The sequence below is a fragment of the Micromonospora sp. KLBMP9576 genome, assembly GCF_050941805.1.
GTDB lineage: Bacteria > Actinomycetota > Actinomycetes > Mycobacteriales > Micromonosporaceae > Micromonospora.
The window spans coordinates 4,082,106-4,094,545 of record NZ_CP194567.1; the positions used below are offsets into that span (position 1 = coordinate 4,082,106).

12 protein-coding genes and 1 pseudogene are annotated in these 12,440 nt (G+C 72.0%); 6 read left to right on the plus strand and 7 right to left on the minus strand.

Annotation, left to right across the window (positions count from 1 at the left end; genetic code table 11):
- Window positions 1-89: 89 nt before the first annotated feature.
- Both ACQ452_RS17810 and ACQ452_RS17815 read right to left on the minus strand, forming a co-directional pair.
- Window positions 90-746 carry a response regulator gene (locus ACQ452_RS17810; protein ID WP_433386025.1) on the minus strand — a complete coding sequence of 219 codons (657 nt, stop codon included), beginning with the start codon at window positions 744-746 and terminating at the stop codon, window positions 90-92.
- The gene (locus tag ACQ452_RS17815; RefSeq protein ID WP_433386028.1) at window positions 734-1,960 is read right to left on the minus strand and encodes a sensor histidine kinase; all 1,227 of its coding nucleotides are present in this window, start codon (window positions 1,958-1,960) and stop codon (window positions 734-736) included. Before ACQ452_RS17815 ends, ACQ452_RS17810 begins: the two co-directional genes overlap by 13 nt.
- Window positions 1,961-2,126: 166 nt before the next feature.
- On the opposite strand from ACQ452_RS17815, the gene ACQ452_RS17820 reads away from it, so the two are divergent.
- Window positions 2,127-2,357 carry a hypothetical protein gene (locus ACQ452_RS17820; protein WP_433386031.1) on the plus strand — a complete coding sequence of 77 codons (231 nt, stop codon included), beginning with the start codon at window positions 2,127-2,129 and terminating at the stop codon, window positions 2,355-2,357.
- A gap of 173 nt (window positions 2,358-2,530) precedes the next feature.
- Window positions 2,531-3,640, plus strand: coding sequence for a carboxypeptidase regulatory-like domain-containing protein (locus ACQ452_RS17825; protein WP_433386034.1), 1,110 nt, complete (start codon window positions 2,531-2,533; stop codon window positions 3,638-3,640).
- Window positions 3,641-3,691: 51 nt separating this feature from the next.
- Here the strand turns inward: ACQ452_RS17825 and ACQ452_RS17830 are convergent.
- Together ACQ452_RS17830 and ACQ452_RS17835 are read right to left on the minus strand one after the other, a co-directional pair.
- Window positions 3,692-3,793: pseudogene (locus ACQ452_RS17830) on the minus strand (IS5/IS1182 family transposase); the annotation flags it as partial.
- Window positions 3,794-3,848: 55 nt separating this feature from the next.
- Complete coding sequence (locus tag ACQ452_RS17835; protein WP_433386037.1) at window positions 3,849-5,189, minus strand: hypothetical protein; 1,341 nt, start codon at window positions 5,187-5,189, stop codon at window positions 3,849-3,851.
- A 258-nt stretch (window positions 5,190-5,447) separates the two neighbouring features.
- On the opposite strand from ACQ452_RS17835, the gene ACQ452_RS17840 reads away from it, so the two are divergent.
- Window positions 5,448-6,053, plus strand: coding sequence for a YdeI/OmpD-associated family protein (locus ACQ452_RS17840; protein WP_433386040.1), 606 nt, complete (start codon window positions 5,448-5,450; stop codon window positions 6,051-6,053).
- Window positions 6,054-6,268: 215 nt separating this feature from the next.
- On the opposite strand, the gene ACQ452_RS17845 is transcribed toward ACQ452_RS17840, so the two are convergent.
- Window positions 6,269-7,018, minus strand: a complete 750-nt coding sequence (locus tag ACQ452_RS17845) for a DUF1028 domain-containing protein (RefSeq protein WP_433386043.1) — start codon at window positions 7,016-7,018, stop codon at window positions 6,269-6,271.
- 354 nt (window positions 7,019-7,372) lie between these two features.
- On the opposite strand from ACQ452_RS17845, the gene ACQ452_RS17850 reads away from it, so the two are divergent.
- On the plus strand, window positions 7,373-8,521 hold the full coding sequence (locus ACQ452_RS17850; RefSeq protein ID WP_433386046.1) for a zinc-dependent alcohol dehydrogenase: 1,149 nt from the start codon (window positions 7,373-7,375) through the stop codon (window positions 8,519-8,521).
- 19 nt (window positions 8,522-8,540) lie between these two features.
- Entirely contained in the window at window positions 8,541-9,131 is a 591-nt protein-coding gene (locus ACQ452_RS17855) for a hypothetical protein (protein ID WP_433386049.1), read from the plus strand.
- Between the two features lie 138 nt (window positions 9,132-9,269).
- On the opposite strand, the gene ACQ452_RS17860 is transcribed toward ACQ452_RS17855, so the two are convergent.
- Both ACQ452_RS17860 and ACQ452_RS17865 read right to left on the minus strand, forming a co-directional pair.
- Entirely contained in the window at window positions 9,270-9,560 is a 291-nt protein-coding gene (locus tag ACQ452_RS17860) for an AAA family ATPase (protein WP_433386052.1), read from the minus strand.
- 147 nt (window positions 9,561-9,707) lie between these two features.
- A complete protein-coding gene (locus ACQ452_RS17865) occupies window positions 9,708-10,622 on the minus strand; it encodes a TetR/AcrR family transcriptional regulator C-terminal domain-containing protein (protein WP_433386054.1) in 915 nt (304 codons plus the stop codon).
- A 72-nt stretch (window positions 10,623-10,694) separates the two neighbouring features.
- Between ACQ452_RS17865 and ACQ452_RS17870 the strand changes: the two genes are divergently transcribed.
- The gene (locus tag ACQ452_RS17870; protein ID WP_433386057.1) at window positions 10,695-11,795 is read left to right on the plus strand and encodes an FAD-dependent monooxygenase; all 1,101 of its coding nucleotides are present in this window, start codon (window positions 10,695-10,697) and stop codon (window positions 11,793-11,795) included.
- The last annotated feature ends 645 nt before the right edge of the window (window positions 11,796-12,440 follow it).

Sequence of the window (12,440 nt, forward strand, 5' to 3'; positions counted from 1 at the left end):
TCGCCCAAGAACTGCGCGCACCAGAAACGCTATTGACGTGGGAGAACGGCGACCATCCCGCGGGCTGCCAGGTCCGGGTACAGCAGGCGCTACCGCCGATCGCCGTTCAGGTAGCGCAGCACCGCGGTGACCCGGCGGTCGGCGTGGTCGTCCGGCGGAAGCTGAAGCTTCGAGAAGATGCTGCGGATGTGCTTGTGCACCGCGCCGTCGGTGACGAACAGCCGCTCGGCGATCGCGCTGTTACCCAGCCCTTCGGCCATCAGCCCCAGCACCTCACGCTCACGCGGCGTAAGCTCGCTCAGCGCCGTGTCCGTCCGGCGGTTGCCGGCGAGCAACTGCGCCACCACCTCCGGGTCGATCACGCTGCCGCCGTTTGCGACGCGGTGCAGCACGGCGAGGAACTCCTCGACCCGGCCCACCCGCTCCTTCAACAGGTAGCCGAGCCCGACGGCGCCGACGGAGAACAGGTCGGTGGCGAACGCCTGCTCCACGTACGCCGACAGGACCAGCACCGCGAGGCCGGGACGGCGCCGGCGGGCCTCCACCGCGGCCACGATGCCCTCGTCGGTGTGGGTCGGCGGCATCCGTACGTCCACGATCGCGACGTCCGGCGCGTGTTCGTCGACGGCGGCCAGGAACTCGCCCGGAGTGCCGGCCGTGGCGACCACGTCCAGATCCTCCGCCCGCAGCAGCAGCGCCAACCCCTCACGCAGCAGCGGGTCGTCCTCGGCGATCACGATCCGCACGGCAGCTCCACGTCCATTCTCGTCGGCCCTCCCGGTGGGCTCGTCAGTGTCATCCGGCCGTCGTACGCCTCGACCCGTCGGCGGATGCCGGTGAGCCCGGAGCCACGTGCCTCGTCCGCGTCGCCGCGCCCGTCGTCCTCGATGCTCACCAGCAACCGGGCGCGCTCGCGGCGCACGGCCACGTCCACCCGGCTCGCACCGCTGTGCCGAACGACGTTGGTCAGCGCCTCGGCCACCACGAAGTACGCGGTGGCCTCGACCGAGGCCGCGCACCGCACGGCCACGTCCACCTCGAGTCGGCAGGGCACCGCGCAGCTGCCGGCCAGGCCCGCCAGCGCACCGGCGAGACCCCGGTCGTCCAGCACAGGCGGCAGGATCCCGCGCACCACCGTACGCAGCTCGCCGAGTGCCTGTTCGGCGGCGTCCTGCGCCTGCCCGAGGATCTCGTCGGCGCGGTCCGGATTGCGACGCACGGCCCTGCGCGCGGCGCCCAGCAACACGTTGACCGCGACCAACCGGTTCTGGGTGCCGTCGTGCAGCGACCGCTCGATCCGGCGCAGTTCGACCGCGTGGGCGTCCAGGGCCGCAGCGCGGGTGGCGGTCAGCTCGGCCACCCGCAGCGACAGGTCGACGCCCGGCGGCGGAGGCAGCAGCCACCGGCCCGGCCATGCCTGGAGACGGGCCAGGGCCGGGCTGAACCAGATCGCGGCGGCCAGCCAGCCCACCCCGAGCAACCCGACCGCGAGTGCCTCGGACAATCCGTCGATGCGCCACCAGACGATCCCCGGCGCGCCGGCGTCGGCGGGGATCAGCCGGTACCACAGCGGGAAGGTGGCGTCCTGCACGGCGTAGATCGGCAGCGCGAGGCCGACCAGCCCGGTCACCGGGCCGATGAGCGAGTACAACGCGACCCAGCCGAGCTCCCGGCGCACGAAGGGATCGCGCGCCGCCGTCCGCAGCCCGGCCGGCACCGGCCCCGGCGTCGGGACCGGCCCGCCCCAGCGGGACAGCCGGGCGCGCTCGCGGTCGGCCACCGAGCGCACCGCCCGCAACGCACCGGGCGCCGCCAGCAGCCCCACCCCGCCCAGGCAGGTCACCGCCACGATCGCCGCCCAGAGCAGCGCGCCCAGCGCCAGCGTGGCGGTGCCCAGCCCTCCGACGAGGTGCTCCAGGGCGTCGACCGCGGCGCGAACCCGGCCCCGCACGTACGCCATCGACCCACCTCCCCCGCCAACATAGGCCACCGCCGGCCCCGTCCAGCAAAGCCCGGCGGAAGGTACAGCCTGCTGTACCAGGGCCGTCGAGCTGGCGGGATCGTCCCCGCCGCGCCGCCCGCCTAGCGTTGACGGCATCGAGGAACGTTCGCCGAAGGAGGCAGTCATGACCGATCCGTACCGCATCACCGAGGCCCCGGTCGCCGCGCCGAAGAAGCCGGGCGGCCTGCTACGCCCGCTGCTGTGGCTGGTGCTCTTCGTCAGCGGGGCGGCCAACGTGGTGCTGTCGACCACGGGGGACAACCAGTGGATCAGCTCGGCGTTCGGCCTGGTGGTCGTGCTCTGCGGGGTCGCGCTGATCGTCCACCACCGCCGTAACCGCGTACGGGAGTCGTAGGGACGACAGCACCGGTCCGCAGTGGAGCTGTCCTGCCGCCAACCCCGTACCTGGCACGGTCGGGTCCTGCGGCCGGACGTCGGAGGTGGGTCGCGCAACCCGTTCCGGACACGGCATAGTGGCCCGCGGCGCCATCGACCGGTGTCGCCTGCTGTCGGAGAAGGTGGTGGGAAGTGACGACGCGCTCAAGTGTCCGATGGGCCCGGGCGGCCGCATTGATCACGCTGACCGGGGCGACGCTCGCGATGTCGGCGGCACCCGCGACGGCCGCCCCGGAGACCGTGCGCATCCTGAGCGTGTCGGCGGAGAACGTGAAACCCGACGAGACGGTACGCCTGCGGTTCCGCGTCACCAACAACGGAAGCCGGGCCGAGACGGCCATCGTGGTGATCGGTGGCGGCCTGCGATGCGCCACCGGATGCCGGGTGGAGCCGAACCTCGGACCCGGCCGGAGCCAGACCTTCGACACGACGCTCGTCGCCCCCGAGGCTCGCCCGGGTGAGACCACCGGCCTCAACATCTCGGTCGGCGTGCGGCTCGGCGGGCAGAACAGCTTTGCCCACAAGATGGTCTATGTCCACGGCCCGGGTGCGGCGCCGTCCGGCGGGAACAAGCCGGCGGCCGGGGTGAGCGGGGTCTCCGGCCGGGTCCGCGACGCCGACGGAAAGGCGATCGGCGGCGTGGACCTGACCATCCGGGACAGCGCCGGGCACGAGTACCGGACGACCAGCAGCCGTAGCGGCCAGTTCTCGATCACGTCGAGCGCCGGCAGGACGATCGCCGAGGGCCCCATCACGGTCCGCGCGGCCGTGGACGGCTACCGCCCCGCTCGCACGACCGTACGGGGCGGCGCCGGTGACGCCGTGACCGTGCGGCTGACCCTCGCCGCGGTGGCAGCGCCCGCCAGGAAGTCGCCGTCGCCCGTGGCGGAGCCCAGCCCTGTCGCCGCGGCGGGCGACGACACCCCCGCGGCTGCGCCGCCCACCCTCAAGGCCGTCAGCGACGAGGGAGGCAGTTCGTCGCTGTTCCTCCTCCTGGGGGGCTTGCTGGTCGCAGCGGGCCTGGGCGCGCTCGCACTGGTCGTGGTGCGGCGGCGGAACGCACCGGACGCGGTGGCAGCGGCGGGTGTTCCCCCGACGACCCAACTGTCGGCGCCGGCCGGTGGGGGCATGGCCGACGCTCCGACCGCGGTGCTGCGCACCGTGCCGGTCGGCGACGGGTTCCCAGGCTCGTACGGCGCGCCCCGGCAGGACGGCATCCACCGGAACGGCTACCGGGACTGAAAAGATCGACGCCACCCGGTCAGTGTCTCCCTCGGGTTCGAGACCCACGCCGAGCCGGGCGATGCGCCGCATTGCCGCGTGCGGGTCCCCGACGTGCGCGACGAGCAGGTCGACGGCTTCCCGGACGTACCGCCAGGCGGTCGTGACGCTGACCGCTGGCGGGCACGGGACGGGGCGACGGCAACGGGCGAGGCGATCGGCACAGCCGTCAGGTGCGGGTCCGCAGCCAGGCCCGCAGCCGGTCCAGCAGATCCCGGTCGGGCGGCGGGGGCAGGGCTCGCAGCAGTTCGTCCTCGCTCGCCGGACGGGCCGCCAGCGCCGCATCCCGCAGCAGCGACCGACCGACGGCGACACCGCCGGTGACACCGACGTCCACATCACCCCGGCGGAGCACGTACGTGTGGCTGTCCTCGCGCCGGACGTAGGTGAGCCCGGCGCCCTCGGACGTGCAGGCGGCCTGGAAGCACGGGTCCTGCCCGGCGAACGTGACGTGCAGCGCCACGCGCACGCTGGCGGCACCGCCGGTGTGGTCGGCGGGAGCGTAGCCCACGCCCCGGGGGATGCCGAGTGGCTGGGCCCGGTAACCCGGCAGGTCGACCACGAACAGGTCGGCCGGCCGTTCCTCGGTGGGCAGGTCGACGGCGGTCGCCGGGCGTAGCGTGCGGGTGGCGCGGCGCAGCAGGTCCCGGTCGACGGCCAGCGAGCCGAGGACGACGACGCCGTGGTCGCCGCGGGTCACCTGGTATCCGTGCTCGACGACCCCGCGAAGATAGACCGCCCCGCCCGCTTCGGTGGCGCAGCTCTCTGCCGCCGGAGCGGCGTCGAGGTGCGGCTGGCCGCACTCCCCCCGCGCTTCGCCGACGACCGGGCCCGCGATCACGTTGACGTGGCGTGCCGGCGGCACCGCGGCCGGGTCGGCGGGCACGAACTCCCCGGCGCCCAGTCCGCCCCCGTACGCGGGGTCGACGGGGCGGTATCCGGGGACCTCGAGCACGTACGCGAACCGGCGGTCCTGGGCCGCGTACCGCAGCCGCTCGGTGACCTCGTCGGGGCCGGAACCGGCGAGCGCGACCAGGCCGAAGCCCAGGAGGCCGACCAGGGCAAGCCCCGCGGCGACCCGCGGCCGCCAACCGCGCAGCAGCAGCCCGGCGACGAGGACGTACGGCACGCCGCCCAGGAGCAGGGTGAGCGTCGCGTCGGAGCTGACGCCGAGCCCCACCTCGTCGGTCCAGCGCCAGCCGAGCCGGGCCAGGGCCAGCCCACCGACGAGGACCAGCAGCGCCCACAGGCCGGGACGGGCGCCGAGGACCGTGACGGACGCCGTGGACCGGGCAATCAGCCACAGCAGCCCGACGCCGAGGACGAGGACGACCAGCGAACCGACCAGCACCGCGCCCCAACCGACGAAGAGCAGCGGGGCCAGCGCGGGGACGGCGGTGGTCAGCAGCGCCGACCCGAGCAACCAGACCGCGCCGAGCTGCCCCAGGAGGGGCCGCCCGGGTATCGACGGGCCGCCCCGGGCCTTCGTGACGTCCGGTTCCGCACTCATACCGGAGGTTGTAGCAGCAGCCGCCCACCGCCCGACACGACGAGGACACCCGGCCCCACACCGATCGCACCTGTCGGCGACGCGGGCGACCGGGCCGACGGACGCCCCCTCCTGCGAAGGATCCTGTCTGCCGGCCCGACGTCGCCACCGACGTGGGCATCGAGGTGCCGCCCCGACGCTCTGCCGGGCTGTCCGCGAGGCGGGCCGACCCACAGGCGGAGGCTGCGTGCGGCGACGGCGCAGCGATAGCCTGCCGTCATGACGAGCGCCGAACTGGACGAGTTGATCGTCGCGGACGCCGACGCGCTGCGCGCCTGGCTGTCGGACCACCACGCCACGTCGCCCGGCGTCTGGCTCGCCCTGACCAGGAAGGGCGGCACGGTCACCACCCTGACCTGGCAACAGGCGGTCGACGAAGCCCTCTGCTTCGGCTGGATCGACGGGCAGGCCCGGAAACGGGACCAGGAAAGCTCCTGGATCCGGTTCACCCCTCGCCGGCCCCGCAGTTCCTGGTCGCAACGCAACGTCGCCCACGTGGCCCGGCTGGAGGCCCAGGGGCGGATGCGGCCCTCCGGTCGCGCCGCGGTGGAAGCCGCGAAGGCGGACGGCCGGTGGGCGGCCGCCTACGCCCCGCCCTCGGAAGCCGAGATGCCCGCCGACCTGCTCGCCGCCATCGCCGCCGACCCCGCCGCCCAGGCCATGTTCGACATCCTCACCAAGACCAACCGGTTCGCCCTCATCCACCGCATCAACGCCGTCAAACGGGCCGAGACCCGCGAGCGGAAGATCGGCGAGTTCGTCGCCATGCTGGCCCGGCACGAGACGATCTACCCGCAGAAGGCCAAGCCGGCGAACTCGCCGTGACCGCCAGATGGTCTGTCGCGTTGGCGGATCGGCGGGCACGCCGAGCCGTGTCAGCGGGCGCTGGTCAGACTGCGTGGGCGAGTTCGGTGAACGTGGCGGTCCCCCGGGCCGCGGCGGATCCCGTTGGCGATCATGTCGAGTTCGGCGACGGCCGGATGCGCCACCGCACTGCCGGCCGACCGGGCGTCTGCGACGCATGACGCTCGACCGTCTGCTCACAGGGCGTCGTCAGCCACCGTCGTCGCTCCCTGATTGACGACGTCCGACAGCGTCCGGTGTCCCCCCTGTGTTTCGAGGGCCTGTCGGGCGGCCTCGCCCATCGGGTCGTCACGGGTGGGCAACCACTGGATGGTGGGCAGCACCTCCTCCTGGAAGACGCCGTGCAGCCGGCGCAGTTCAAGTGCCGGATGCTCGGCGTCGTCAACCCGTACGTCCCAGAGCGGGTAGGGCTGGTCGCCGATCACCGTGACGGTCGCCGAGCGTGCCCCGTCCCGGTCACCGCCGGTCTCCTCGCCGGCCTCGATGGCCAACACGAGCCGCTCCGCCAGGTCGAGTTCCCGGCTGCCCCCGAACACCCGGACGATTTCCGTGAGGGTCTCCGGGCCCACCAGACGGTTTCCCTGCACCGCGTAACCCGGGCCGATGCGGTGCCCCGCCCAGTCCTTCGTCAGGGAACCGGTGAACGCGTGCGACCGACCCTGGCGGTCGACCATGCCGACCTGCCGCACCTCGCGGCCCGGGTCCCGGGCAAGCAGCTCGGCCAGGACGTCTTGTGGAGAACGGCCCTCGCCGAGCAGCGGCAGGCCGTCGTAGGCCAGGAACGGGTTGGGGGTTGCCTGGGTCGCCACCGCCCCACCGCCGGAGTGCACGTGTGCGACGAGCTTGCCGACCGCGGGTCTGGCCGTCAGAGCTCCCACCCCGAGCTGACCGGTACGCGGACACCGCGCGGCGATCGAGAAGGTCACCGTCGGCAGGTACCCGGACGAGCGCCCGGCATGCCGGCGCGCCGCCTCGGGAAGCTCCCGTCCGCGTCTGTCTGCTCATACTCGCGGTCTGACTGCTGTAGGAAACCACTCGGTGTGCGCCGCCGCCGTCATTGCATGCCTCATCAGCGGGTCTTTCGTCCGGGCGTCAAACTGGCGTTCAGCCCGGGGCCGGTCGGCCCGTGCGCCCCTGCACGACGCCCAGCCACTCGCCGAGCCGACGGCGGACCGGCCGGTAGCGGCGACGGTTTGTCACCAAAATGCACGGGTACCACTCGCAGTGCTCCGAACGAACCCGAAGCCAGACATCCGGCCCGCTGGCACAGGAGGCAGCCAATGCGAGCAATGGTCTACCGCGGCCCCTACCGCTTGCGGGTGGAGGAGAAGGACCGCCCACCCGTCGAACACCCCAACGACGCGATCGTACGTGTGACCCGCGCGGCCATCTGCGGCTCGGACCTGCACCTTTACCACGGGATGATGCCGGACACCCGGGTCGGCATGACCTTCGGTCACGAGTTCGTCGGTGTGGTCGACGAGGTGGGTCCGTCGGTGCGTAACGTCAAGCCCGGTGACCGGGTGATGGTCCCCTTCAACGTGTACTGCGGATCGTGCTTCTTCTGCGCCCGCGGGCTCTTCAGCAACTGCCACAACGTCAACCCCAACGCCACCGCCGTGGGCGGCATCTACGGCTACTCGCACACCTGCGGCGGCTACGACGGCGGTCAGGCCGAATACGTCCGGGTGCCGTTCGCCGACGTCGGCCCGAGTCCGATCCCCGAGTGGATGGACGACGACGACGCCGTCCTGCTCACCGACGCACTAGCCACCGGCTACTTCGGGGCTCAGCTCGGCGAGATCGTCGAGGGCGACGTGGTGGTGGTCTTCGGTGCCGGGCCGGTGGGCCTGTACGCCGCGAAGTCGGCCTGGCTGATGGGCGCCGGCCGGGTCATCGTCATCGACCACCTCGACTACCGGCTGGAGAAGGCGGCGTCGTTCGCCCACGCCGAGACGTACAACTTCGCGGAGTACGAGGACATCGTCGTCCACCTGAAGAAGATCACCGACCACCTCGGTGCCGATGTGGCCATCGACGCCGTCGGAGCCGAGGCGGACGGCAACTTCCTGCAGCATGTCACCGCCGCGAAGCTGAAGCTTCAGGGCGGCTCGCCGGTCGCCCTGAACTGGGCGATCGACTCGGTACGCAAGGGCGGCACGATCTCGGTGATGGGCGCGTACGGACCGATGTTCAGCGCAGTCAAGTTCGGCGACGCGCTGAACAAGGGACTGACCCTGCGGATGAACCAGTGCCCGGTGAAGCGGCAGTGGCCGCGCCTGTTCGAGCACATCCGCAACGGGTACCTCAAGCCCAGCGACATCGTGACCCACCGGATCCCGCTGGAGCACATCGACGAGGCCTACCACATCTTCTCCGCCAAGCTCGACGGCTGCATAAAGCCGCTGATCATTCCGAACGCCGCCTGACCGGACCGGGAGCCCGACCATGCCCTACACACCGGACAAGCCGAAACTGGCCGAATCCAGCGACGAACTGCGCGCCCGTATCCCCGGTTGGGGCGTCGACCTGGACCCGAAGGACCGACCCTCGGTGCCGAAGGAGCGCTTCGATGTGAACCTCAACGGCGTGCACTGGGAGTTCCCCGAGCGGCAGCCCGAGAAATGGCCGCGGGAGAGGTCGGTCGAGCACAGGTTCCTCACCCCCGTCTTCGGCACGTCGTGCCCGCCCAAGGGGCTGTCCGGGGTCATCCGCCGGTACTCCTACCGTCGGTACAGCGAGGGACGCGCCGCGCACTGGCTGCTCCTGCTCGCGGCGGACCGGGTGGACACGGTGGAGAGCACCCTCGGCTCGTTCCTGACCCGTCACCCCGACAACCTGCTCACCGAGACGGGTGTGCTGAGCGAGTTCACCCACCGTGGGCTCTCGTCGCGCCTGCGCGGCAGGCGGGTGGACCGCCCGCACCACCTGCTCGACCCGATCATCGTGGCGGCGCCCTGGGTGCTGGCCGGCGGTGCCACGTACCTGGCTCTCCGGCGGGTCTTCCGGGGCCGCTCGCGTCAGGGCGTGGGTGGGTGAGCCGTCCCCCCGGAGGTCAGGACCGGCGGTGCTCGACGGCCAGGACGCACAGGCTCAGCGTCGAGGCTGAGCCTCCGCCGACGGCTCAGGCCGCTTCCTGTTGGCAGCCCACTCGGTGAGTTCCTCCTCGGACACGGGTCAGGTCGTGTGTGGCGCTTCGGCATGGCGCTGATCGAGTCGTCTCCGCTGCTCGGCTGGGCTGAGTTCGAAGTAGCGCATCTCCATCGTCGCACCCGGGTCTGCTGCTGCCTGGCGCAGAGCGGAGCGCTCGTCTCGACTCCGGAGGCCATAGTCGATCACGACGTTGTTGCCCAGTTCATCACCGGGTCGTCGCCGTGCCGCGGTCCTTCGTCGGATGTGCCGCACGGCCCCGATCGACGAATGCGGCGTCGTCCTCGGCGGGAAGCAGGGTGCCGACGGGCGCTTCATGCTGCCTTCCCTGTGAACGTTGTTCGGATTGCGGACGGTTCTGTCTTCAAGTTGTTTCTGGCGAGAGTTGTCGGGCTTGGAGGCTACTGCGTGGGTTGTTTGCTGTCGACAAGTGGGACCGAGGCGGACAGGCAGTGGGTGCTCAGGTTAACCGTCGATCATCCGGGCGAACCCGTCGAGCAGGGCGTGCAACCCGAACTCGAACAGCGCATCTAGGTCGAAGTCGTAGCCGCCGTCCAGCCCGGCCAGCATCTCGGCGAAGTGCGGGTAGCGCTCGTCTGCCACGATGCCCTGCAGCTCGGCCGCCTGGGTGTGCTCGAAGTTCTCGGCCGTCAGCCCGCTGTCGGCCTGCGCGCGGGCCTCTCGTTCCAGGTTCGCGGCCAGCCCCTGGCCGTGGTTGTAGAGCAGGATGTGCAGGTCGAGAATCCGCTCAGCGCTCAGGCCGTGGCCGTGCAGCGCGGCCGCGATCCAGTCGGCGTGGCGCAGTAGGTTGGGCAGCAGCAACGGCCGGCCCAGCGGGCCCAGACGGGCCAGCCAGGGGTGCCGTCGGTAGAGCCGCCAGAGCAGGCGCGCGCTGATCTCCAGCCGGGGCCGCCACCCCGCTGGCGGCCGGGCTGGATAGCGGCCCTCGCCGTATGCGGCGTCGGCCATCAACATGATCAGCTCGTCGCGCCCGCTCACGTATCGGTAGGGCGACATGGTCGCGACGCCGAGCCGGGCCGCGACCGTGCGCATCGACAGCCCGTCCAGCCCTTCGGCGTCGGCGATCGCCATGCCCGCCTGGACGAGATGCTCGCGGTTGAGCTGCCGGCTCGCCGGCTGCCTGGCACGCGCGGTCTTCGGCGGCATGACCACGGTGCCTACCCGGGCCTGGGCGCGGGCCACGCCGAGGCGCTGCAGCTCGGCCAGCGCCTTGGCCGCGGTGCCCGGCGCGACCTGCCATTCGGCGGCCAGCGCGCGTGTCGACGGCAGTCGGTCGCCAGGGGCCAGCTCACCGCTCACGATCTGCCGCTGCAGGGCGTCGGCGATCCGTTGGTAGGGTGCCTGCCTGTATTGATACACAGCTGTCCTGTCTTATCGCAGGGAAGCGCCATATCCTTTCCGCACGGCAGCGTACGCCGTACGTTCCGGGTCATGCGAACCGTACTCATCTCGGGCGCCGGGATCGCCGGCCCCGCCCTCGCCTTCTGGCTGCACCATCACGGCTTCGAACCGACGGTCGTGGAACGAGCCCCCGCCATCCGCCCGGGCGGCCAGGCGGTCGACGTCCGCGGCACGGCCCTCGACGTGATCGACCGGATGGGTCTGCTGCCAGAGCTGCGCGCGATGCGGACCAGAATGCGCGGCATGTCCATGGTGGACGGCGCCGGCGTCGAGTTGATGCGCTCGACCGAGGAGGCGTGGAGCAGCGGCCGCCTCGACGGCCCCGACATCGAGGTGCTGCGCGAGGACCTGGCCGGCCTGCTCAGCGCCCACTCCAAGGGGACCTACGTGTTCGGTGACTCGATCACCGGGCTCGACCAGACCGGCGACCGGGTGCGGGTCACCTTCGAACGGGCCGAACCGCGCGACTTCGACCTGGTGATCGGCGCCGACGGCCTGCGCTCGGCGGTCCGGCGGCTCGCCTTCGGGCCAGAGGAGCGGTATGTCCATCACCTCGGCGCGTACCTCGGGGTGTTCGCCGCACCCAACTTCCTCGACCTCGACGAGTGGCAGGTCTGGCTGAAGACCGACGGCGTCGGCTATGCGATCTACTCGGCTCGAGACAACACCGAGATCCGGGTCACCCTGGGCTTCGAGTCACCGCCGATCGTGTGGGACCGGCGCGACCCGGACGCCCCGCGACGCCTGCTGCAGGAACGCCTGGCCCACGTCGGCTGGGAGACCCCGCGCCTGCTCGACGCGATGTGGCAGGCGCCCAACCTCTACTTCGACGCGATGGCCCAGACCCGGATGCCGTCCTGGCACACCGGCCGGGTTGCCCTGCTGGGCGACGCCGGCTACTGCCCCTCGCCGCTCTCCGGCCAGGGCACCAGCCTGGCCTTGGTCGGCGCCTACGTGCTGGCCGCCGAACTGGCCGCGGCCGGTGACGACCATCGAGCCGGATTTACCGCATACGACCGCCGGATGCGCCCGTTCGTCGAGCTGAACCAAGCGCTGGCGACCGAAAACCCGGGCGGCCCGCCCTCGCCCGAGTCGGCCGAGCGGGCCAAGAACGCGATCACCTTGCGCTGAAGGCTGCGCCTCGGGCGTCGCCTCACTCCGCATGATCCATTAAATAGGCCAAGGCCAACCGGCCACGAAGTACCTCCGCAGTTCCTGCGCGCTTTGATGCAGCCGGTCGGGGTCACCCCCGACCGGCGCTGGCCTGGACAGTCAGTCCTGGCTGTGGTTGGTTGTGCCGGTGGGGACCGGCTTGAGCCGGAAGGAGCCGGTGACCTTCTGCCGGTAGATCTCCTGCGTGGCGGGATCCCAGGGGATGCACCAGCGTCCGCTGGGGCCGCGTCGGGCGGGTACTTGGCCGAGTCGCAGCCAGTTGTAGACGGCGGCGGCGGGGATGCCCAGGTCGGCGGCGGCCTGCTTGACGCTGACCTCGCCGTCGTGGACGGCGACGGTGCGCGGTCCGAAGATCCTGTAGGCGTCGCGGACCCGGGCGACGCCTCCCGCGGTGAACGGCTTGCCTTTGCCGGTTGCCAGCCCAGCCGAGTTGAGCAGGTCGGCGAGTTCGGCGCTGGCGTGGGTGGCGCCGTGGCGGCGGATCAACTCCAGCGCCGCGTCGGGGGTGCGGCCGGGGCCGGGGCGGGCGACGGCCAGTTCGTCGGTGGCGCCGGTGTGCCAGCGCACCCCGATGCGCATGGTGTGCGCATCCGGCTCGGGCAG